This window comes from Neobacillus cucumis (assembly GCF_002860255.1).
Lineage (GTDB): Bacteria > Bacillota > Bacilli > Bacillales > Cytobacillaceae > Neobacillus > Neobacillus cucumis_A.
In genome coordinates, this window is record NZ_PGVE01000035.1 from 147,243 (window position 1) to 167,677 (window position 20,435).

A 20,435-nucleotide genomic window follows, 5' to 3' on the forward strand; every position below is an offset into this window, starting at 1 on the left:
GGTGAAAATGATAAGAAAAGCGGAAGCACCTTAACCAGGGGTACTATAGCTAGACATTTCTCAAAGTGTAATAAGAATAAATATACAGCTGACAAGTTTTGGCAAATTGGAGGAACAAAATTGGCAATAAGGAAAATTGTAATTCACCCTGCAGAGATTTTAGAAAAAACCTGCAAGGAAATAGTGAATTTTGATAAAAAATTAGCTCGAATTCTTGATGATATGTATGACACGATGATTGAATATGATGGGGTTGGACTTGCTGCCCCCCAAATAGGCATTGACGGGCGAATGGCCATTGTAGATATCGATGATGACCACGGCACGATCGAAATGATAAATCCCCGCATTATCGAAACATCTGGAGAACAAACAGATCCTGAAGGTTGTCTTAGCTTTCCTGGATTATATGGAGAGGTAACCCGGCCTAACTTTGTAAAGATTGACGCTTTTGACCGTAAAGGTAGAAAGTACACGCTTGAGGCTGAAGGTTTTTTAGCTAGAGCCATCCAGCATGAAATCGATCATCTCGACGGAATTCTTTTTACAACAAAGGTTTCAAGATATCTTGAGGATGATGAGTTAAAAGGAGTAGAAAGTGAATGACCAAGATTGTTTTTATGGGAACCCCCGATTTTTCAGTACCTGTTTTACAGCAAATGATTAAGGACGGCTATGAAATTATTGGAGTGGTAACTCAGCCAGACCGTCCGGTAGGGAGAAAAAAAGTGTTAACTCCACCTCCTGTGAAGGTAGAGGCAGTCAAACATGGCATCCCCGTTTTTCAACCGGAAAAGATCCGCCAAGAAGAGGAACTTGCAAAAATTCTTGCATTAGAACCAGACTTAATTGTTACGGCTGCTTTTGGGCAAATTTTACCTAAAAAGCTGTTAGCTGCTCCTAAATTCGGCTGTATCAATGTACATGCTTCATTATTACCGGAACTTCGCGGCGGAGCACCGATTCACTACGCGATCATTCAAGGTAAAAAGAAAACGGGTGTAACCATTATGTATATGGTGGAGAAACTAGATGCGGGTGACATCCTAACAAGTGTAGAAGTGCCGATTACCGAAGAAGATAATGTTGGTACACTTTTTGAAAAGTTAAGTGCAGCAGGTGCGGAACTATTATCGGAAACTTTGCCTCTTTTATTGGCAGGCAAGCTTACTCCTAAACCTCAAAACGAAGCGGAAGCTACATTTGCCACCAACATAAAACGTGAGCAAGAAAAGATTAATTGGGAGAAAACGGGAGAAGAAATCTATAACCATATCCGTGGATTAAACCCGTGGCCAGTTGCTTTTACTACCATGAATGGTCAAGTTTTAAAAATTTGGGAGTCTCAAAAGATTACTGGGTTAAAAGGTGAACCTGGGTCGATTTTAAAAATAGAATCAGATGGCTTCACGGTCGGAACTGGAAACGAGACTGCTATTAAAATTATGGAACTACAGCCTTCAGGGAAAACTAAAATGCCAAGTGAACAATTTTTAAGAGGTTCTGGTTCAAAAATTACATTGGGCAGTAAGCTGGGAGATTAAGATGACCTCTAAGAAAAGAAATGTACGAGCAATCGCAATGGACCTTTTAGTGACCATTGAGAAAAATCAATCATATAGCAATTTACTACTTAACAGCACGATTGAAAAGAACCAATTGTCCGCTGTTGATGTGGGATTATTAACCGAACTGACGTATGGAACCTTGCAAAGACGAATGGAGCTGGACTTCTACTTAAAGCCTTTCATCAAAGACAATAAAAAATTAGCTAATTGGATTCATCATTTACTTAGACTAACGCTCTATCAAATGGTTTATCTTGATCGAATTCCGGATCGGGCAGCCATATTCGAAGCGGTTGAGATTGCCAAAGAACGAGGGCATAAAGGAATAGCCAGTTTGGTAAATGGAGTACTTAGGAGCATTCAAAGAAACGGGCTTCCTTCTTTGAATGATGTATCAGACCCAATTGAGCGATTATCACTTGAAACAAGTCATCCTGAATGGCTTGTAACCAGATGGGTAAACCAATTTGGCTATGATAAGACGAAGGCAATGTGTGAGATTAATTTAACTGCACCAATGCAAACAGCAAGAGTGAATCTTACGAAAGTTTCAAGAGATGAATGTGTTGCGATACTGGAAGAGGATGGATTTCAAATTGAAAAAAGTCCGATTATCCCTGAAGCGATTAGGTCGTTAAAGGGGAACTTAGCTTCGACTATATCTTTTAATTATGGAATGTACACCATTCAAGACGAAAGTTCCATGCTAGCAGCCTATGCATTGGGTGCAATGGAAGATGAATATATTCTCGATGCATGTGCGGCACCGGGGGGGAAAAGCACCCATATTGCAGAAAAAATGAATAATACGGGTGAAGTGATTTCGGTTGACCTTCACCAGCACAAAGTAAGATTAATCAATGATAATGCCAAACGTTTAGGTTTATCAAATATCATAACAAGTGTATCTGATTCCAGACACTTACAAGATAAATTTAAGCTTGAATCATTCGACCGGATTCTTCTCGATGCACCTTGTTCTGGACTTGGGGTCATGAGAAGGAAGCCTGACATGAAATATACAAAAACGGAACAAGACATAGAACGTTTAAGCACTATTCAGCAAAACCTATTAGAGTCTGTTACCCCGCTGCTAAAGAAAGGCGGTATTCTTGTCTATAGTACCTGTACTGTAGATAAAGGGGAAAATGAACATACGGTTAAGACGTTTTTGGAAAATCATCCGGAATTCGAAGGCGACCCTACTTTTAAAAGCAGGATGCCTGAAGCCATTCAACCATTAATTACAGGCTTTGATATACAAATTTTCCCGCAGGATATAGGCTCTGATGGGTTCTATATAGCAGCATTAAGAAAGAAGGTGTAACAGTTGGAACAATTAAATACAACTGAGACAAAAACAACATTGGACATAAAGAAAAAATCGATTTATTCACTTCAGCTTCATGAATTAAAGGACTGGCTTGAGGAGAATGGTGAAAAACCGTTCCGTGCCGAGCAAATTTTCGATTGGCTCTACAAAAAGAGAATTAAGTCATTTGAAGATATGAGCAATTTATCTAAAGGCTTAAGAGAAAAATTAGATGAATTTTTTCAATTTACAACATTGAATACGATTATCCAGCAGACCTCATCAGATGGAACTATTAAATTTTTATTTGAACTTCAAGATGGTTATTCTATTGAAACCGTACTAATGCGTCACGATTATGGGAACTCCATTTGTGTGACTACCCAAGTAGGCTGCCGGATTGGCTGTACCTTCTGTGCATCCACACTTGGAGGGTTAAAAAGACACCTGGAAGCGGGTGAGATTGTTGCCCAAGTAGTTAAAGTACAACAAGCTCTAGATGAAACAAATGAGCGGGTAGATTCAGTTGTTATTATGGGAATTGGCGAGCCGTTTGATAATTACGATAACATGTTGGCCTTTTTAAAAATTATCAATCACGACAAATCATTGAATATTGGGGCGCGCCATATTACAGTTTCGACCAGTGGAATTGTTCCAAAAATCTATCAATTCGCTGATGAAAATACGCAAATTAATTTTGCCATTTCGCTCCATGCTCCAAATACTGAACTTCGTTCTAGATTAATGCCAATTAATAAGGCATATAAACTTGATGACTTAATGAAATCAGTACGGTATTATATCGATAAGACAGGTCGACGTGTAAGCTTTGAATACGGCCTTTTTGGCGGTGTGAATGATTCAACAGAGCATGCCGAAGAATTAGCAGCTCTTTTAAAAGGTATAAAATGTCACGTGAATTTAATTCCTGTTAACTATGTCCCTGAAAGGGATTATGTTCGTACTCCGAGGGATAAAATCTTTGCTTTTGAAAAAACGTTGAAAAATTTAGGTATTAATGTAACCATCCGCCGAGAGCAGGGGTCAGATATTGCTGCAGCATGTGGACAACTTCGTGCAAAGGAGCGGAAAGAAGAGACGAGGTGAAGGGATGAAAGCAGTATTTCAAACAGATAGAGGGAGAGTTCGTCTTCATAATGAAGATGCTGGTGGTGTATTTAGTAATAAGGACGGTTACCGCCTTGCCATTGTAGCTGATGGGATGGGCGGTCACCGTGCAGGTGACGTAGCAAGTGAAATGACGATTACAGCATTAAAAGCAGAATGGGAAGCATCCGAAGGGATTAATACGGCTAGTGATGCAGAAGGATGGCTGAAAGAGCAAATTCAAAAAGTAAATCTTTTATTGCTCGATCATGCAACCAATCATTCTGAATGTGACGGAATGGGTACAACCATAGTGGCTGCGATCATTACAGACACTTTTGCATCAATTGCAAATATTGGTGACAGCCGTGGATATATTCTGAATGAATCTGGATTTAAACAAATTACCGAAGACCATTCCCTTGTGAATGAATTGGTTAGATCCGGACAAATATCAAAAGAAGATGCTGAACATCATCCTAGGAAAAATGTTTTATTGCGGGCTTTGGGAACGGAAAAAGTAGTCGAAATGGATATTAAAACGATTATTTTTGAAGAAGGAGACTTCCTTTTACTTTGCTCTGATGGTCTTTCCAATAAAGTGAATGAAGCAGAAATGATTGAAATTCTGCAAAATGAAGAAAATTTACAACAAAAAGCAGGCACACTTATCTTACTTGCAAATGAAAACGGCGGAGAGGATAACATTACACTGGCTATTGTAGAGTTTTCTAATATCAGCGAGGATGATGCTTAGATGATTATTGGAAAAAGATTAAACGGCCGCTACAAAATATTGGATATGATTGGCGGAGGAGGCATGGCAAATGTCTACTTAGCTCATGATATGATCCTGGACCGAGATGTTGCGGTTAAAATGCTACGCCTTGATTTTGCCAATGATGATGAATTTATCCGTAGATTCCGCCGTGAAGCACAATCAGCGACAAGTCTTGCTCATCCTAATATAGTAAATATCTACGACGTTGGCGAGGAAAACGATCTTTATTATATTGTGATGGAATTTGTTGATGGTCAGACTCTAAAGCAATACATACAGCAGAAATCTCCACTTCGAGTTGAGGATGCCATTGGAATTATGAGACAGCTTACTTCAGCGATCTCCCATGCCCATCAAAACCATATTGTCCATCGGGATATAAAACCACATAATATTTTGGTAGACCACGAGGGGAATGTAAAAATTACAGATTTCGGTATTGCGATGGCTCTTAGTGCAACGAGCATTACCCAGACGAATTCGGTCTTAGGTTCCGTGCATTATTTATCTCCAGAACAGGCTAGAGGAGGCATGGCAAACAAGAAATCCGATATTTATTCATTAGGTATTGTGATGTTTGAATTATTGACGGGCAGGCTGCCATTTTCGGGAGAATCAGCAGTGTCAATTGCGTTAAAACATCTTCAATCAGAAACACCCTCAGTGAGAAGATGGAATCCTAACATCCCGCAAAGTGTTGAAAATATTGTCTTAAAGGCCACAGCAAAGGATTCGTTTCATCGATATAATAGTGTGGATGAAATGGAAGAGGACTTGCGAACAGCCCTCAATCCAGAGCGTATGGATGAACCGAAGTTTACGATACCGGTAGACGATGATGCCACTAAGGCAATTCCGATAATAACAGATAGTCAGCCATTGAAAAATCTTGATGAAACCTTAGTCCATAATAATGAAAAAGCAACCTATAATCAGAAAGATACTTCAAATATAGGCTATACAAACGTAAAAAAACGGAAAAAGTGGCCGATAATTTTAATATCTACTTTTTTAGTACTTGCCATTCTAGCATTATTAACTTTTACAATCTTACCTCCTATGTTAGCCCCTAAAGAGGTTAAGGTACCTGACTTAAGCGGGATGAATGTAGATGATGCGATTTCCAAGCTTAAGTTAAAAGGGTTAGCAGCAGGTAATAAAATTGAAATCACGGATGAAGAAGTAAAAGAGGGTAATGTGATAAAAACAGACCCTGATAGTGGAAGTACCGTAAAAGAAAATTCAAAGATCACGCTCTATGTAAGTACAGGTAAAGAGAAATATGAACTGTCAGATTATGTTGGGCGGCAATACGAGGATGTTGTCCGTTTACTTGAAAATGCAGGTTTTAAAGATATTCTGAAAACGGAGACGAACGATGACAGTGACCCAGGAACCATTCTTAGCCAGAATTTATCCAGCGGGGATAAGGTTGTTCCAGAAGAAACGGTCCTTGAGTTTGAAGTCAGTAAAGGTCCAGAAAAAATTGTCTTAAAGGATTTAACCCAATACAATTTAAAAGGTGCTCAAGGCTATGCCTCCTTAGTGGGACTAACCCTGGACTCTTCAGAAGAAAGGTATGATGAGAATATTCCTGCTGGAATGGTGATTTCTCAAAGCCCAGCACCAGGGACAGAATTACAAAAAGGTGATAAGGTTAAGGTGGTAATATCCAAAGGGAAAGAGGATAAACCACCAAAAGAAGTCATTATTGAATTAACCATTCCATATGAACCTGCAGTACCTGGAGAACCAGGCCAGAAACAACTAGTGACCATTTATATTGAGGATATGACCCATAGCATGACAGAACCTGCTGAGACCTTTTATATTACTGAAAATACGAAAAAACAAATTAAGTTAATGATTCCATACGGCAAGAAGGCCGGTTACAAAGTCATTCGCGACACCAAGGTTATTATTGATGAAAATAAAGACTATGCTGATACAGAATAAATAGGATGGTCTTCTACTGTATAAGAAGGACGGAAATCGCGTAGATTTTAAAGGAGAAATTAATTGTTTTGTAAGTAAAAGGGCAAGGAGTGTAGCTATGCCTGAAGGAAAAATAGTTAAAGCATTAAGCGGTTTTTATTATGTTCTTCAGAATGACAATCTTATCCAATGCCGCGGCCGCGGTGTTTTTCGGAAGAACAAAATAACCCCGCTTGTGGGTGATGAAGTTGTATTTCAAGCTGAAAATGATTTAGAAGGATATATTTTAGAAGTGAAAGAGCGTAAAAATGAATTAGTTCGGCCGCCGATTGCCAATGTGGACCAAGCTATACTGGTATTTTCAGCGGTTGAACCAGACTTTAGTACCGTTCTCTTAGATCGTTTTCTTGTCTTGGTTGAATTTAATCACATTGAACCCTTAATTTGTATTACAAAGATGGATCTCACTAATAATGAGGAAAAAGAGAAGATTGAAAAATATGCGGACCAATATCGTGCTGCGGGGTACGAGGTCATTCTAACATCTTCGGAAACGGAAACAGGGATTGAATTATTAAATCCACATATTGAAAACAAGATATCAGTTTTTGCCGGACAATCAGGTGTCGGAAAATCTTCCTTGCTGAATGTGTTAAGGCCGGATCTTGAGTTAAAAACAAATGATATCTCATCACATCTTGGCAGGGGGAAACATACAACTAGACATGTTGAACTCATCAAGGTTGGCAATGGACTAATAGCTGATACACCGGGCTTTAGTTCTCTAGAGTTCAATAATATTGAAGTGGAAGATTTAACATTTTGTTTCCCAGAATTACAAAGGGCAAGTGAGAATTGTAAATTCCGCGGCTGTTTGCATGTAACTGAGCCTAAATGCGGGGTAAAGTCAGCTGTGGAATCAGGGGAAATTCCGTCTTATCGCTATGAGCATTATGTGGATTTCCTGCAAGAAATTAAAGATAGAAAGCCGAGGTATTAACATGGTGAAAATAGCACCTTCTATACTTTCAGCCGATTTTTCAAAGTTGGGGGAAGAAATTATTGCAGTTGATAAGGCTGGAGCAGATTACATCCATATTGATGTGATGGATGGTCACTTTGTGCCAAATATAACGATTGGGCCGCTTGTTGTTGAGGCTGTACGCCCGGTTACAAAGCTGCCGCTTGATGTACATCTAATGATTGAAAATCCAGACCAATATATCGAGGCTTTTGCTAAAGCCGGTGCCGATTATATTACAGTTCATGTTGAGGCATGCCGTCATCTTCACCGTACCATCCAAAGTATCAAATCCTTTGGTGTTAGGGCTGGTGTTGTCCTTAATCCTGCCACTCCAGTAGAATCTATTCAACATATTATTGGAGACATTGATATGGTACTGTTAATGACTGTCAATCCAGGTTTTGGGGGGCAAACCTTCATTCCTGAAGTCCTTCCGAAGATCAGAAGGGTTAAAGAAATGGCTGAACAAAAAGGGCTTAATATCGAGATTGAAGTGGATGGCGGTGTCAATCCTGTTACCGCAAGACAATGTATCGAAGCAGGTGCCAATGTCCTTGTTGCGGGTTCTGCAGTATACAATCAAGAGGATTATAAACAGGCAATTTCACAACTTCGAGGGTAAAGCCAGGCTTTTAAAGCTGGCTTTTTCGTTTAATGTATAGGGGGAATGTTTTATGATCATCAATATACTTGCCGGAGGTCCAGAAGAATTGCTGCCTGATTTAACGGCTTATCAAGAGGATGATGCCATTTGGGTAGGAGTTGATCGGGGGGTTTTTCATCTGATTAACAGAAACATAACCCCAGCTAAAGCCTTTGGTGATTTTGATTCTGTAAATAAAGAAGAACTTTCAATCATTGAGCATCAGGTAGCAGGTATAAAAAAATATAAACCCGAAAAAGATGAAACGGATTTGGAACTTGCCCTCAATTGGGCTCTTGCCCAAAAACCTAAAACGGTTCGGCTGTTTGGTGCCACTGGGGGCAGACTGGATCATCTATTGGCAAATGTCCAATTGCTCTTATCCCCAATTAAAGAAAATAATCCGGCCAACGTTTATATGATTGATCAAAAAAATATTGTTTTTATTAAAGAGCCTGGGCATTATACCATTGAAAAAATGGCTTCAAAAAAATATATTTCCTTTGTCCCTTTAACCCTTGATGTTACTGATCTCACTCTTGAAGGCTTTAAATTTCCGCTTAAAAACCGTCATATTTATCTCGGTTCCACACTATGTATTAGTAATGAACTTATTGATGTTTATGGTACTTTTTCATTTTCCAAAGGCATATTAATAGTGATAAGAAGTAACGATTAATATGCATTTCATGGTACTGATTTCGTTCGTTTGAATACTATGTAAGGCGTGCGAAAAAAGTGGCTTTAAAATAAGCTGTTGTAGATTGGTGAGGAGGGACAGTATGAAATTTTATACAATTAAACTGCCGAAATTCTTAGGCGGACTTGTCCGGGCGATGATTGGGGCCTTTAAAAAAGGGGAATAGAAAAATACCTGTAAAATGAGTTGGCACCCTATATATTGGGTGCTTTTTATTTACCAAATTGGTCATACTAAAAGGTAGTTGAAATTTGTCCCAGTTTGTTTAAAACAGTAATTTTTTAAAAAGAAAAAGCATCCAACTAATTGGATGCTCACACGATTATACGCGTTCTACTTTACCGGATCTTAACGCTCTTGCAGAAACCCAAACACGCTTAGGCTTTCCGTCAACAAGAATACGTACTTTTTGTAAGTTAGCACCCCATGTACGCTTGTTTGCGTTCATAGCGTGAGAACGTGCGTTACCAGTTGTTGTTTTCTTTCCAGTTACTACACATTTACGTGGCATAATGATTTCCCTCCTTAACTACCAAAAGCTTTAAGAAACATCATTAGATGCTTCATCTGGATATAGAAAATTAAATTAAAAATTTTCTAGACTTGAGATACCTTAATAATTTATCACACAACCAAATTGATTGCAATAGTTGTGTACAAACCTTTCAAGAAAAATTCCTTGACATAGGTATTTTCTAAATGCACTTATAGTAACAGGCAAGTATAGCTTTCAATATTGGGTTGACTATAGTAAAATGACTGTAGTCAAAGAGCAATTATCCAAAAGGGGGAACGATTCATGTCCATTGAATTAAAAACAAAGTACGGACAAATTGATATTTCAAATGAAGTAATTGCAACAATTGCTGGAGGAGCGGCAATTGAATGCTATGGAATCGTCGGTATGGCCTCTAAAAACCAAATTAAAGATGGAATCACGGAAATACTACGTAAAGAAAACTTTACTCGCGGTGTCATTGTACGCCAAGAAAACGAGGTATTACATATTGATATGTACATTATTGTCAGCTATGGAACCAAAATTTCCGAAATTGCCCACAACGTGCAATCAAAGGTTAAATACACCCTCGATCAGACAGTTGGACTTGCCGTTGACTCGGTTAATATTTACGTTCAGGGAGTTCGTGTGACGAACCCTTAGTGAGGAGGAAAGTTAGTGTCAATAACTGCTTTAGATGGAAAACGTTTTGCCGAGATGGTGATTCAGGGTGCCAATCATTTGTCTTCAAATGCCAAAATGGTTGATGCATTAAACGTTTTTCCTGTACCCGACGGTGATACCGGGACCAATATGAATTTATCTATGACTTCCGGGGCAAAGGAAGTAAAAAATAATATTCAAGAACATATTGGAAAAGTTGGAACTGCTTTATCAAAAGGGCTGCTCATGGGAGCACGCGGGAATTCAGGGGTCATTCTTTCTCAATTATTCCGAGGATTTTCAAAGGCAGTGGAGTCCAAAGCCGTCATTTCGGGAAAAGATTTTGCCTACGCCTTGGAAGCAGGAGTTGAAACCGCCTATAAGGCTGTAATGAAGCCTGTAGAGGGGACAATTTTAACAGTTGCAAAAGATTCTGCTAAGAGCGGCGTGGCTGCAGCTCAAAAGTCAGAAGATATTATTTATATTATGGAAGAAGTAGTAAAAGAAGCAAAGGCATCCCTTAAACGTACACCTGAATTACTACCTGTCTTAAAGGAAGTTGGCGTAGTTGATAGCGGCGGCCAAGGACTTGTGTTTGTATATGAAGGCTTTCTAGCTGAATTAAAGGGTGAGAGTCTGCCGGAATCTTCAGACTTACATCCAACGATGGCTGAATTAGTTAGTGCTGAGCACCATAAAAGTGTTCAAGGACACATCAGCACCGACGATATCGTCTTTGGTTATTGTACGGAATTCATGGTTCGATTTGAGCAGGAAAAAATCGCGAAACATCCGTTTAATGAAACGACCTTCCGTAACGATTTAAGTAACTACGGTGATTCTCTATTAGTGATCGCTGATGAAGACGTAGTTAAAGTCCACATTCACTCCGAACAGCCTGGAGAAGTGTTAACATATGGTCAGCGTTATGGAAATTTAATCAATATGAAAATTGAGAACATGCGTCAACAGCATTCTAATATTGTGGGTGAAACACACGCAGCACCAAAAGCTCAAGCAGAAATAGCACCTAAGGAATTACAAGAATATGGAATTGTTACCGTATCAATGGGCTCAGGGATTGCGGAATTATTTAAAAGCATCGGGGCACATGCTGTAATCGAAGGCGGACAGACGATGAATCCAAGTACGGAGGATATCGTGAAAGCGGTTAAGGAAGTTCGTGCGAAAAAGGTATTCATTTTGCCGAACAACAAAAACATCATTATGGCTGCAGAGCAAGCAAAAGATGTTGCGGAGGAAGAAATATATGTTATTCCTTCTAAGACGGTACCACAAGGACTTTCAGCTCTCTTAGCTTTCAACCCTGCTGCTGAGGTGGAAGAGAATGAAGCGGCGATGAAGGAAGCATTAAGTCATGTGAAAACCGGTCAAATTACCTTTGCTGTCCGCGATACTTCCATTGATGGTTTAGAAATTGAAAAAGATGATTTCATGGGGATCTCTGAGGGTAAAATAGTCGTTAAGAACAAAGATAAAGGACAAGTGGCTGAAGATCTGTTAAACAAGATGCTTGATGAAGAATCTGAAATTTTAACGATTATCTTTGGTGAAGATGTGACGGAGGAAGAAGTTGCTAAGCTATCTTCTTTTGTTGAAGAGAATTATGAAGATGTTGAAATTGAAATTCACGATGGCGGACAACCATTATATTCATATATCTTTTCAATTGAATAAGGAAGAGCTAAAATAGAAGGGGGGGCCTTTAGGTTTTTCCCTTCTTTTTTTGTGCTCTTAAGGATGAATCATTTTTCTTAAGGAACACGTATTATATCGATAGAACGGCACTAAGGGAGAGGTACCTAATGAAATATAGAAGTGTGTTCGATATCATTGGTCCAGTTATGATTGGGCCGTCCAGTTCACATACGGCAGGTGCCGCACGAATTGGGAGAGTTGCCAGAAGTCTATTTGGCAGAGAGCCAAAATGGGCAAATATTTCTTTATACGGCTCATTTGCTAAAACATATAAAGGACATGGTACAGACGTTGCTATTGTTGGCGGATTACTAGATTTTGATACAGATGATACAAGAATTATTCATGCGATAGATATTGCTAAACAAAAAGGAATGAAGCTTCGTTTTATTGAAGAAGATGCCGTTACAGACCACCCGAATACCGCAAGGGTCATTATGGGAGATCATAATGGTGAATTAGAATTGGTAGGAATTTCAATCGGCGGAGGGAAAATTGAAATCATTGAATTAAACGGCTTTGAACTAAAGCTTTCTGGGAATCATCCAGCGATTTTAGTTGTTCACAATGATCGATTTGGTGCGATTGCCAGTGTGGCCAATATTCTTGCTAAATACGAGTTAAATATAGGCCATATGGAAGTGGCTCGCAAAGATATTGGCAAGATGGCCCTTATGACAATTGAAGTAGATCAAAATATAGATGATAAAATACTAATCGAACTAGAACAGCTTCCAAACATACTAAAAGTAACAAAAATTGTAGATTGATACGAAAAGCGGAAGCGCCCGTTTAGCGGCGCTGAGCTAGACAAAACTGAGGGGAGGAATGTTTGTGTTTCGTAATGTTGCTGAATTATTGGAATTGGCCAACAGCCAAAATAAAAAAATATCTGAAATTATGATTGAGCAGGAAGTGACAGTTACAGGACGTAAGAGAGAAGAAGTGCTTTCATTTATGGACCGAAACTTAACTGTAATGGAGCAGGCGGTAGAAAGAGGACTAAAAGGAGTGACCTCTCACTCTGGTTTAACTGGGGGTGACGCGGTTCTTTTACAAAAATACATTGAAAAAGGTAACTTTTTATCAGGTGAAACCATTCTTGATGCGGTAAGTAAAGCCGTTGCTACGAATGAAGTAAACGCAGCAATGGGGACTATTTGTGCAACTCCAACCGCAGGTTCTGCAGGAGTTGTTCCGGGAACTTTATTTGCAGTTAAAAACAAGCTCAATCCAACAAGAGAGCAAATGATTTCGTTCCTGTTTACCTCTGGTGCCTTTGGGTTTGTTGTAGCCAATAATGCATCCATCTCTGGGGCAGCCGGCGGCTGTCAAGCAGAGGTGGGTTCGGCAGCTGGTATGGCAGCAGCCGCCATCGTCGAAATGGCGGGTGGCACCCCAGCACAATGTGCAGAGGCAATGGCCATAACACTAAAAAATATGCTTGGATTAGTCTGTGATCCTGTTGCTGGCCTTGTGGAGGTTCCATGTGTGAAGCGAAATGCAATGGGGGCAGCCAATGCCATGGTTGCCGCTGATATGGCATTAGCAGGAATTACTAGCCGTATTCCATGTGATGAAGTAATAGATGCGATGTATAGAATCGGCCAATCGATGCCGACTGCTTTAAAAGAAACAGCGCAGGGAGGGTTGGCGGCTACACCGACAGGTCGTGCATTAGAATCAAAGATCTTCGGTATACCGCTCAAAGAAAAGTGAGTATAGAACTAAATCAATCAATAACCGCGTTAAAAGGAATAGGGGAAGAAACGGCAGAATCCTTTGCGGAAATGAGGATATATACAATTGGGGATTTATTAGAATACTTTCCGTATCGGTATGAAGACTACTCACTTAAAGATCTAACCGAAGTACAGCATGATGAGAAAGTGACAGTCGAAGGGAAGGTTCACAGTGAGCCTTCTCTTAACTATTTTGGGAGAAAGAAATCAAAGCTGACAATCCGGCTATTTGTTGGAGCATATCTGATAAAAGTCGTCTTCTTTAACCAGCCATATTTGAAAAATAAAATCAACATGAATGAAACCATTACGGTAACAGGAAAATGGGATGCGCATAGGCAAACAATTACAGCAAATGAAATGCAAATAGGACATAACACGAAGGCAAACGCCTTTGAACCAGTGTATTCATTGAGGGGCAAAGTAACAACAAAAGGGATGCGAAAGTTTATCCATCTGGCTTTTCAACAATATGGAAAGTATATTGAAGAGACACTTCCAGAAACTTTTCTAAAGAAGTATCGACTTATGGGCAAACATGATGCATTAAAAATCATGCATTTTCCTAATAATCCGGAGGAAGTAAAACAAGCTAGAAGGCGTTTTGTCTATGAAGAATTTCTTTTGTTTCAGTTGAAAATGCAAGCATTAAGAAAGTTTGAACGCGAACATTCTCCAGGAATAGAGCAAAAATATGACTTGGCGAAACTAATGGAACTGATCAATAGTCTTCCATTCCCATTAACAAATGCCCAAAAGAAGGTTGTTAATGAATTATTAGCAGATTTAAAATCACCCTATCACATGAATAGACTGCTCCAAGGGGACGTAGGCTCTGGTAAAACGGTTGTAGCAGCTATCGGGCTTTATGCTGCAGTAACCGCAGGCTATCAGGGGGCACTAATGGTGCCAACAGAAATATTAGCAGAGCAGCATGCAGAATCGTTAAAAAATTTATTAGAACCTGTTAATGTACGATGCGAACTTTTAACAAGCTCCATAAAAGGTAAACAGCGACGTGAAATCCTTCAAGAATTAAAAGAAGGAAAGATAGATATCTTAATTGGAACCCATGCACTGATCCAGGATGAGGTAACATTTCACAAGCTCGGCTTTGTAATCACAGATGAGCAGCACCGCTTCGGGGTGGAGCAGCGGAGGATTTTACGAGAAAAGGGCGAAAATCCGGACGTCTTATTCATGACAGCAACTCCTATTCCTAGGACGCTTGCCATTACCGTTTTTGGTGAAATGGATGTTTCAATCATAGACGAAATGCCTGCCGGAAGAAAAACAATTGAGACTTATTGGGCAAAACCTGAAATGCTTGAACGTGTCTTGGGTTTTATTGAAAAAGAATTAATGAAAGGCCATCAAGCCTATGTGATTTGTCCGTTAATTGAAGAGTCAGAGAAGCTGGATGTTCAAAACGCGATCGATGTTCATATGACTTTAAGCCACTTTTTTCAAGATCGTTTTACAGTTGGTCTTATGCACGGCCGTTTATCATCCGAAGAGAAAGAAACAGTAATGAAGGCGTTTAGTGAAAATAACGTTCAAGTTCTTGTTTCCACAACAGTTGTCGAGGTTGGGGTAAATGTGCCTAATGCGACAATGATGGTTATTTATGATGCTGAGCGCTTTGGTCTTTCCCAATTGCATCAGCTGCGCGGTCGTGTGGGACGAGGAAGCGCTCAGTCCTACTGTATTCTGCTTGCAAGTCCAAAATCAGAAGTTGGCCAAGAAAGAATGCGGATTATGACTGAAACTAACGATGGCTTTGTTTTAAGTGAGAAAGATTTAGAGCTAAGAGGACCAGGGGATTTTTTTGGGAGAAAACAAAGTGGAGTACCTGAGTTTAAGGTAGCTGATATGGTGCATGATTATCGTGCACTGGAAACAGCCAGAAGTGACGCAAGCATGCTGATAAGTTCAGAAGCTTTTTGGACAGACCCTGAATATCAATACTTACGAGATAATATTAAAGAATCAGGCGTGTTAGAAGGGGAGAAACTTGATTAGTCAATAAAGTTTTTGCTTAAACTAAAATAGCGTCTTTTTAGTGCCCGGTGACCCTATTCTTCTGTAGTAAACCGGGCACTTCTGATTTTCCAAAAATAAAATTAATCTTGCAATCTGCTTTTTTAAATTTTATACTACTCTTAGTACCTAGTCATAAGAGCTCGGACGGTGTGAAAATCATGAGAAGAAGCAAAAAAGAGCGACAACAATTATTAACTTCTACCATAAAAGATAATCCTTTTATAACAGATGAAGAACTAGCGGAAAAATTTCAAGTTAGTGTTCAGACCATCCGTCTCGACCGCTTGGAGTTATCGATACCGGAACTTCGTGAACGAATTAAAACTGTTGCGGAGAAACGTTTTGATGACGAAGTCCGCTCCTTACCATTAGAAGAAGTAATCGGTGAAATTATCCATATTGAACTAGACCAAAATGCCATCTCTATTTTTGATGTAAAAAAAGAACATGTTTTTAAGCGTAATAATATTGCTCGAGGGCACCATGTTTTTGCACAGGCTAATTCACTTGCTGTTGCTGTCATTAATGACGAATTGGCTTTAACGGCCAAGGCAAATATTCAATTTAAACGATCTGTCAATTTAAATGAACGTGTAATTGCCAAAGCCAAGGTAACAAAAATAGATGATTCCGGAAGAACATCCGTAGAAGTAAAAAGTTTTGTCAATAATGAACTAGTTTTTACCGGAGATTTTGAAATGTATCGTTCGAAAAATAATTAAGGGATGAGACACATGAAAATAGCAATCGATGCCATGGGCGGAGATCATGCCCCAAAAGAAATTGTATTAGGTGCAATGAAGGCTGTTCAGTCCTTTTCTGATATACATATTACCCTTGTGGGGGACGAAAAACAAATCAAGGAAACACTTACGAGTCACGAAAGAATATCTATTTTACATACAACGGAAGTTATACTTGGAACGGATGAACCAGTAAGAGCTGTTCGCCGTAAAAAAGATGCCTCCATGGTTCTAGCAGCAAAACAAGTTACCGATGGCTTAGCTGACGCCTGTATCTCAGCAGGGAATACAGGTGCATTAATGGCGGCTGGACTATTTGTTGTAGGACGCATTGAAGGAATCGATCGGCCTGCGCTTGCACCTACACTTCCAACCATTGGCGGAGAGGGCTTTCTTCTTCTCGATGTGGGAGCAAATGCCGATGCAAAGCCTGAACATTTAGTTCAATTTGCCATCATGGGTTCCATTTATAGTGAAAAGGTTAGAGGTTTGAAAAATCCAAGAGTGGGGCTTCTAAATATTGGTACGGAAGAAAAGAAAGGTAATGAACTGACCAAAAGTGCGTTTACTCTATTGAAAAATAGTAATTTGAATTTTGTTGGAAATGTCGAGGCACGGGATTTACTCGAAGGTGTGGCAGACGTTGTGGTGACCGATGGATTTACCGGTAATATGGTGTTGAAAACACTTGAAGGCACCGCCCTATCGATGTTTAAAATGCTAAAAACTGCGTTAATGAGCAGTTTTACAAGTAAACTGGCTGCAGCCGTCTTAAAACCAAACCTAATGAAATTGAAAAATACAATGGATTATTCAGAGTATGGCGGTGCCGCTCTTTTTGGACTAAAAGCACCGGTCATTAAGGCACATGGTTCATCCAACGCCCAAGCTATTTATAGTGCAATCAGGCAGACAAGGGAAATGGTAGGTAACGATGTTGTCCAATTAATTCATAAAGCAGTAGAAGAGTCAGATTCAGATTCAGTAAAATTAGAACAATAGAGGTGTTAATATGAGTAAAATAGCTTTTGTTTTTCCTGGTCAAGGCTCACAAACGGTAGGAATGGGGAAAGAGTTAGCAGAAAAACACCCTGACATTATGGATTATTTTTCAAAAGCAGATAAAAAGCTAAATGTACCTTTATCTGAGCTAATCTTTGAAGGTCCAAAAGAAGAGTTGACGTTGACGTATAATACACAGCCGGCATTGTTAACAACGAGTATCGCTATCTTAGACTACTTTCAACGTTCTGGCATTAAGGCTGATTTTGTTGCAGGGCACAGCTTAGGAGAATATACGGCTCTGGTTGCAGCAGGGGTACTATCTTTTGAAGATGGGGTTTACGCTGTTCGCAAACGGGGAGAGTTTATGGAACATGCTGTTCCTAATGGTGAGGGTTCAATGGCCGCTGTTTTAGGATTAGATCGTGATGCGCTTCAAAAAGTGACAGATGAAGTGAATGAAACGGGTTTCCCTGTTTCCTTAGCAAATTTAAACTGTCCTGGTCAAATTGTTATTTCCGGTTCAAGGGAAGGCGTACAAAATGCTGGTGCTAAGGCAAAAGAAGCAGGCGCTAAAAGAGTATTGCCTCTAGAGGTAAGCGGACCGTTCCATTCAGCATTAATGAAACCGGCAGCGAATCAATTACGTGAAGTTCTAGATCAAATAGAAATGAAGGATGCCGAAATCCCAGTGATTGCAAACGTTACGGCAGAACCAATTAGTGCAAATTTAGACATTAAAGATAAATTAATAGAACAACTTTACTCTCCGGTACTATGGGAAGATTCCGTAGCAAAAATGATCAGCCTTGGGGTTGATACATTCATTGAAATTGGCCCTGGTAAAGTACTATCAGGATTAATCAAGAAAATTGATAAGACTGTTAAAACTTATTCAGTGTCGGATGAGGAAAGCGCTCAGACTGTATTAGACGCCTTAAAGGAGGAAAAACTATGATTTTAGATGGGAAAACAGCTCTTGTTACGGGTGCATCCCGAGGAATCGGCAGAGAAATTGCTTTAGAATTAGCAAGACAAGGTGCTAATGTTGCAGTAAATTTTTCCGGCAGTGAAGCAAAAGCAAATGAGGTTGTGGATGAAATTAAGGCTCTTGGCAGAGATGCTTTTGCGGTAAAATGTAACGTTGCAGATTCTGAAGAAGTGACGGAAATGGTAAAAGCAGCTGTAGACCGTTTCGGAAGACTAGACATTCTCGTTAATAACGCTGGTATTACAAGAGATAATTTATTAATGAGAATGAAGGAAGAGGAATGGGATGATGTAATCAATACCAACCTAAAAGGTGTATTCCTCTGTACAAAAGCTGTGACAAGACAAATGATGAAGCAGCGAGTTGGCCGGATTATTAATATTGCCTCTGTTGTCGGTGTAAGCGGAAATCCAGGTCAAGTCAACTATGTGGCAGCAAAAGCTGGAGTCATTGGCTTAACGAAAACAACAGCCAAAGAATTGGCATCACGCAATATCACAGTAAATGCTATCGCTCCTGGCTTTATCACCACTGACATGACAGATAAATTATCTGAAGAAGTAAAGTCAGAAATGTTAAAACAAATTCCTTTAGCTCGATTAGGGGAGCCTAAGGATATAGCTAAAATAACCGCCTTTATCGCATCTGATGATGCATCGTATATCACTGGTCAGACGCTCCATGTTAATGGCGGCATGGTGATGTGAAAATAATTTTATTTTAGATTTATCTTTTTAATGAAATACTCTATAATAGCTTGAGGGGAGGTGAACAAGTATGGCAGAGGTATTAGAACGTGTTACAAAAATCATCGTTGACCGTTTAGGTGTTGATGAGTCTCAAGTTAAGCTTGAAGCTTCATTTAAAGATGATCTTGGCGCTGATTCCCTTGACGTAGTTGAACTAGTAATGGAATTAGAAGATGAGTTCGATATGGAAATTTCTGACGATGATGCTGAAAAAATCAGTACAGTTGGTGATGCTGTTAATTACATAAATAGCAGTAAATAATCCCGTTAGATTTATTCAAAAGCTCCGTTTGCAAACGGAGCTTTATTCTGTATGATAGAACTTGGCAGTGAACTTGGCAAAACTATCTGCCAAGTTTCTTTGCGTTTTCATAAAAACTTTTTTAAACTCTTAGTAAGTAGTTTGTAAATTAAATGCAAGGTGGAGAAATTCATGCGCAAGAACGGTAAAGATAAAGAGGTAAATCGCGCAAAAGAAAATCAATTTAAGGATTTTCAGACTTCAATCGGAGTGACGATTGAAAACGAAAAATTATTAAAACAAGCATTTACACATTCATCCTATGTGAATGAGCATCGCAGAAAGCCATTCGAAGATAATGAAAGACTTGAATTTTTAGGAGACGCTGTCCTAGAATTAACGGTTTCACAATTCCTTTTTAAAAAATATCCTACGATGACTGAAGGAGAATTAACGAAACTGCGTGCTGCTATCGTATGTGAGCCTTCACTGGTTTCACTAGCTAATGAACTTGAATTTGGCAAGCATATTTTACTGGGCAAAGGTGAAGAGATGACTGGCGGAAGGGAACGGCCTGCCCTTCTAGCAGACGTATTTGAAGCTTTCATTGGTGCACTATATTTGGATCAGGGAATTGAGAAAGTAGTCGAATTCCTTGAAAGAGTGGTCTTTCCTAAAATAAATGCCGGTGCTTTTTCTCATGTGATGGATTTTAAAAGTCAGTTACAAGAGCTTGTTCAGCGCGATGGAGCGGGTATAATCGAATATCGTGTCCTTCAGGAAAAAGGGCCTGCCCATAATAAGGAATTTGTTTCAAGAGTATCACTTAATGGGGCAGAGCTTGGTGTAGGCACTGGAAAATCGAAGAAAGAAGCCGAGCAGCATGCGGCTGAAATGGCCCTTAAGGTATTAAAAACAAAAACAACGTAGAAATGACAATGTTTGCAGGAGAAATCCCCGTGCAGCGTAG

General features: G+C 39.5%; 22 protein-coding genes. 21 read left to right on the forward strand and 1 reads right to left on the reverse strand.

Annotation, left to right across the window (positions count from 1 at the left end):
• Nucleotides 1-120 precede the first annotated feature (120 nt).
• The 10 genes from def to spoVM all read left to right on the forward strand — a co-directional run bounded on the left by def (nt 121) and on the right by spoVM (nt 9,239).
• A complete protein-coding gene (def, locus tag CVD27_RS08120) occupies nt 121-606 on the forward strand; it encodes a peptide deformylase (protein WP_101647394.1) in 486 nt (161 codons plus the stop codon).
• Nucleotides 603-1,544, forward strand: a complete 942-nt coding sequence (gene fmt, locus CVD27_RS08125; RefSeq protein ID WP_101647395.1) for a methionyl-tRNA formyltransferase — start codon at nt 603-605, stop codon at nt 1,542-1,544. Before def ends, fmt begins: the two co-directional genes overlap by 4 nt.
• A 1-nt stretch (nt 1,545) precedes the next feature.
• On the forward strand, nt 1,546-2,895 hold the full coding sequence (rsmB, locus tag CVD27_RS08130) for a 16S rRNA (cytosine(967)-C(5))-methyltransferase RsmB (RefSeq protein ID WP_101647396.1): 1,350 nt from the start codon (nt 1,546-1,548) through the stop codon (nt 2,893-2,895).
• Between the two features lie 3 nt (nt 2,896-2,898).
• Nucleotides 2,899-3,990: a 23S rRNA (adenine(2503)-C(2))-methyltransferase RlmN gene (rlmN, locus tag CVD27_RS08135; protein ID WP_101647397.1), complete on the forward strand. Its 1,092-nt coding sequence runs from the start codon at nt 2,899-2,901 to the stop codon at nt 3,988-3,990.
• Between the two features lie 4 nt (nt 3,991-3,994).
• Entirely contained in the window at nt 3,995-4,747 is a 753-nt protein-coding gene (locus CVD27_RS08140) for a Stp1/IreP family PP2C-type Ser/Thr phosphatase (protein WP_101647398.1), read from the forward strand.
• Nucleotides 4,748-6,727 (forward strand): Stk1 family PASTA domain-containing Ser/Thr kinase, encoded by a 1,980-nt coding sequence (gene pknB / locus CVD27_RS08145; protein WP_101647399.1) that lies wholly within the window; start codon nt 4,748-4,750, stop codon nt 6,725-6,727. It abuts the gene before it with no gap.
• 97 nt (nt 6,728-6,824) lie between these two features.
• Nucleotides 6,825-7,706: a ribosome small subunit-dependent GTPase A gene (rsgA, locus tag CVD27_RS08150; RefSeq protein WP_101647400.1), complete on the forward strand. Its 882-nt coding sequence runs from the start codon at nt 6,825-6,827 to the stop codon at nt 7,704-7,706.
• Nucleotide 7,707: 1 nt separating this feature from the next.
• Entirely contained in the window at nt 7,708-8,352 is a 645-nt protein-coding gene (gene rpe, locus CVD27_RS08155; protein WP_101647474.1) for a ribulose-phosphate 3-epimerase, read from the forward strand.
• 52 nt (nt 8,353-8,404) lie between these two features.
• On the forward strand, nt 8,405-9,052 hold the full coding sequence (locus CVD27_RS08160; RefSeq protein ID WP_101647401.1) for a thiamine diphosphokinase: 648 nt from the start codon (nt 8,405-8,407) through the stop codon (nt 9,050-9,052).
• Nucleotides 9,053-9,155: 103 nt separating this feature from the next.
• Nucleotides 9,156-9,239: a stage V sporulation protein SpoVM gene (gene spoVM, locus CVD27_RS08165; protein ID WP_098528769.1), complete on the forward strand. Its 84-nt coding sequence runs from the start codon at nt 9,156-9,158 to the stop codon at nt 9,237-9,239.
• 156 nt (nt 9,240-9,395) lie between these two features.
• Here the strand turns inward: spoVM and rpmB are convergent, their stop codons facing one another.
• Complete coding sequence (rpmB, locus tag CVD27_RS08170; protein ID WP_007087786.1) at nt 9,396-9,584, reverse strand: 50S ribosomal protein L28; 189 nt, start codon at nt 9,582-9,584, stop codon at nt 9,396-9,398.
• 288 nt (nt 9,585-9,872) lie between these two features.
• Here rpmB and CVD27_RS08175 point away from each other — a divergent pair, with 288 nt between their 5' ends.
• The 11 genes from CVD27_RS08175 (at nt 9,873) to rnc (ending at nt 20,395) form a co-directional block, all read left to right on the forward strand.
• Nucleotides 9,873-10,235 carry an Asp23/Gls24 family envelope stress response protein gene (locus CVD27_RS08175; protein WP_101647402.1) on the forward strand — a complete coding sequence of 121 codons (363 nt, stop codon included), beginning with the start codon at nt 9,873-9,875 and terminating at the stop codon, nt 10,233-10,235.
• Between the two features lie 15 nt (nt 10,236-10,250).
• Nucleotides 10,251-11,933: a DAK2 domain-containing protein gene (locus CVD27_RS08180; RefSeq protein ID WP_101647403.1), complete on the forward strand. Its 1,683-nt coding sequence runs from the start codon at nt 10,251-10,253 to the stop codon at nt 11,931-11,933.
• A 128-nt stretch (nt 11,934-12,061) separates the two neighbouring features.
• Nucleotides 12,062-12,724 (forward strand): L-serine ammonia-lyase, iron-sulfur-dependent subunit beta, encoded by a 663-nt coding sequence (gene sdaAB / locus CVD27_RS08185; protein ID WP_101647404.1) that lies wholly within the window; start codon nt 12,062-12,064, stop codon nt 12,722-12,724.
• A gap of 64 nt (nt 12,725-12,788) precedes the next feature.
• Nucleotides 12,789-13,673, forward strand: a complete 885-nt coding sequence (sdaAA, locus tag CVD27_RS08190; protein WP_101647405.1) for an L-serine ammonia-lyase, iron-sulfur-dependent, subunit alpha — start codon at nt 12,789-12,791, stop codon at nt 13,671-13,673.
• Nucleotides 13,670-15,718 (forward strand): ATP-dependent DNA helicase RecG, encoded by a 2,049-nt coding sequence (gene recG / locus CVD27_RS08195; RefSeq protein ID WP_101647406.1) that lies wholly within the window; start codon nt 13,670-13,672, stop codon nt 15,716-15,718. Before sdaAA ends, recG begins: the two co-directional genes overlap by 4 nt.
• A gap of 179 nt (nt 15,719-15,897) precedes the next feature.
• A complete protein-coding gene (gene fapR / locus CVD27_RS08200) occupies nt 15,898-16,461 on the forward strand; it encodes a transcription factor FapR (protein ID WP_101647407.1) in 564 nt (187 codons plus the stop codon).
• A gap of 12 nt (nt 16,462-16,473) precedes the next feature.
• On the forward strand, nt 16,474-17,484 hold the full coding sequence (plsX, locus tag CVD27_RS08205) for a phosphate acyltransferase PlsX (protein ID WP_101647408.1): 1,011 nt from the start codon (nt 16,474-16,476) through the stop codon (nt 17,482-17,484).
• Between the two features lie 10 nt (nt 17,485-17,494).
• Nucleotides 17,495-18,442, forward strand: a complete 948-nt coding sequence (gene fabD / locus CVD27_RS08210) for an ACP S-malonyltransferase (RefSeq protein WP_101647409.1) — start codon at nt 17,495-17,497, stop codon at nt 18,440-18,442.
• Nucleotides 18,439-19,182: a 3-oxoacyl-[acyl-carrier-protein] reductase gene (gene fabG / locus CVD27_RS08215; protein WP_101647410.1), complete on the forward strand. Its 744-nt coding sequence runs from the start codon at nt 18,439-18,441 to the stop codon at nt 19,180-19,182. Before fabD ends, fabG begins: the two co-directional genes overlap by 4 nt.
• 70 nt (nt 19,183-19,252) lie before the next feature.
• Nucleotides 19,253-19,486 (forward strand): acyl carrier protein, encoded by a 234-nt coding sequence (gene acpP, locus CVD27_RS08220; protein ID WP_098528750.1) that lies wholly within the window; start codon nt 19,253-19,255, stop codon nt 19,484-19,486.
• 171 nt (nt 19,487-19,657) lie between these two features.
• Complete coding sequence (gene rnc, locus CVD27_RS08225) at nt 19,658-20,395, forward strand: ribonuclease III (protein ID WP_101647411.1); 738 nt, start codon at nt 19,658-19,660, stop codon at nt 20,393-20,395.
• Nucleotides 20,396-20,435 lie beyond the last annotated feature (40 nt).

Coding starts and splice junctions, on each gene's coding strand:
- spoVM (WP_098528769.1), top strand. CDS start 9,156: ATGAAATTTTATACAATTAAACTGCCGAAATTCTTAGGCGGACTTGTC.
- acpP (WP_098528750.1), top strand. CDS start 19,253: ATGGCAGAGGTATTAGAACGTGTTACAAAAATCATCGTTGACCGTTTA.
- CVD27_RS08175 (WP_101647402.1), top strand. CDS start 9,873: ATGTCCATTGAATTAAAAACAAAGTACGGACAAATTGATATTTCAAAT.
- fabD (WP_101647409.1), top strand. CDS start 17,495: ATGAGTAAAATAGCTTTTGTTTTTCCTGGTCAAGGCTCACAAACGGTA.
- fapR (WP_101647407.1), top strand. CDS start 15,898: ATGAGAAGAAGCAAAAAAGAGCGACAACAATTATTAACTTCTACCATA.
- rpe (WP_101647474.1), top strand. CDS start 7,708: ATGGTGAAAATAGCACCTTCTATACTTTCAGCCGATTTTTCAAAGTTG.
- rpmB (WP_007087786.1), bottom strand. CDS start 9,584: ATGCCACGTAAATGTGTAGTAACTGGAAAGAAAACAACAACTGGTAAC.
- plsX (WP_101647408.1), top strand. CDS start 16,474: ATGAAAATAGCAATCGATGCCATGGGCGGAGATCATGCCCCAAAAGAA.
- fabG (WP_101647410.1), top strand. CDS start 18,439: ATGATTTTAGATGGGAAAACAGCTCTTGTTACGGGTGCATCCCGAGGA.
- rsgA (WP_101647400.1), top strand. CDS start 6,825: ATGCCTGAAGGAAAAATAGTTAAAGCATTAAGCGGTTTTTATTATGTT.
- fmt (WP_101647395.1), top strand. CDS start 603: ATGACCAAGATTGTTTTTATGGGAACCCCCGATTTTTCAGTACCTGTT.
- sdaAB (WP_101647404.1), top strand. CDS start 12,062: ATGAAATATAGAAGTGTGTTCGATATCATTGGTCCAGTTATGATTGGG.
- pknB (WP_101647399.1), top strand. CDS start 4,748: ATGATTATTGGAAAAAGATTAAACGGCCGCTACAAAATATTGGATATG.
- CVD27_RS08160 (WP_101647401.1), top strand. CDS start 8,405: ATGATCATCAATATACTTGCCGGAGGTCCAGAAGAATTGCTGCCTGAT.
- rnc (WP_101647411.1), top strand. CDS start 19,658: ATGCGCAAGAACGGTAAAGATAAAGAGGTAAATCGCGCAAAAGAAAAT.
- rsmB (WP_101647396.1), top strand. CDS start 1,546: ATGACCTCTAAGAAAAGAAATGTACGAGCAATCGCAATGGACCTTTTA.
- CVD27_RS08140 (WP_101647398.1), top strand. CDS start 3,995: ATGAAAGCAGTATTTCAAACAGATAGAGGGAGAGTTCGTCTTCATAAT.